1 protein-coding gene and 1 pseudogene are annotated in these 1024 nt (G+C 62.1%); both read right to left on the bottom strand.

All coding sequences use genetic code 11. The features are described from left to right. Positions 1–626: pseudogene (locus D8V06_RS05390) on the bottom strand (virulence factor family protein); the annotation flags it as partial. Beyond that, the coding region (locus tag D8V06_RS05395) for a phosphatidylglycerol lysyltransferase domain-containing protein (protein WP_130930565.1) at positions 626–1024 on the bottom strand (399 nt) is incomplete at its 5' end. The gene D8V06_RS05395 and the pseudogene D8V06_RS05390, both read right to left, overlap by 1 nt.

Genomic DNA, 1024 nt, shown 5'->3' on the forward strand with positions numbered 1-1024 from the left:
TTGCGCAGTTCGTTGTTCAGCACTTGCGGCAGGTTGATGTCGTAGTCGCTGATGCTGGTTTCGGCGTTCGGCTGGTCACGCACGAAGCCGGCACTGGTGTCGTCCGGGTTGTCGTTCCATGCCACCAGCCAGTGGCCGTGGGCGGCGCTTTTGGGCAACAGGTGTGTGCAGCTACCGGGTTTTTCCAGGGCCAGATCCACGGAAACGGCCTGGGCCTTATCGTTCTTCTGTTCCGACAACCAGCGCCAGGCCAGCACGGCGCCCGGGCCGATGCCGCTGACCAGCGTGGCCGGCCCCTGCAGTTCACGCAGGCCCGCTTGCAAGGCGCGGCTTTGCAGCAGGCAATCCTTGGGCAGAATCACCTGAACGATCTGCGCCGAGGCGCTGCGGCTCAGGGTGGTCAGTTGCTTGTCATTGAGTTTCTGATCATCGTTGACCGCCACCAATACCTGGGCCTTCGGCGTGGTGCCGGGAATGACGCGGGTCATGGCTGCGCCATCGGCCGGAGTGAGCTGTTCGAGGGTCGGTTCTGGTGCCGGGCGTTTGAGGTACCAGAAACCGCCGCCGAGAATCACGGCCAGCACGATCAGTGCGGCCAGGATGTATTTCAGGGAGCGTTGAATCATCAGCGTTTCACCAATCCAGTCAAGCCGCCCGCGATCAGGGCAGCAGTGTCGGCCAGCGCAACCAGCGGATCGAGTCCGGCGGGCACGGCCATATAACGGGGTTCCCAGTCAGGCTGGAACTTGTCTTTGAAGCGGCGCAAGCCTTGGAAGTTGTAGAGCTGCTCACCACGGCGGAATACCATCGAGCCCAAGCGCTGTGTCAACGGTGCGCCGCGACGGGGTTGCAACCCCGACAACGGCACCATGCCCAGGCTGAAGCGCGCGTATCCATGATTTTTATAATGTTGAATCAGGCCGACCATCATGAACTCCATGGTCAGCTTGGGAGCGTCCGGGTGCGCGCGCATCAGGTCGAGGCTGGCCAGGTCATGGCTGTAGGTCTCGAGCAGGTTGGCGAA

The organism is Pseudomonas sp. Sample_24 (genome assembly GCF_004307605.1).
Taxonomy (GTDB): Bacteria; Pseudomonadota; Gammaproteobacteria; order Pseudomonadales; family Pseudomonadaceae; genus Aquipseudomonas.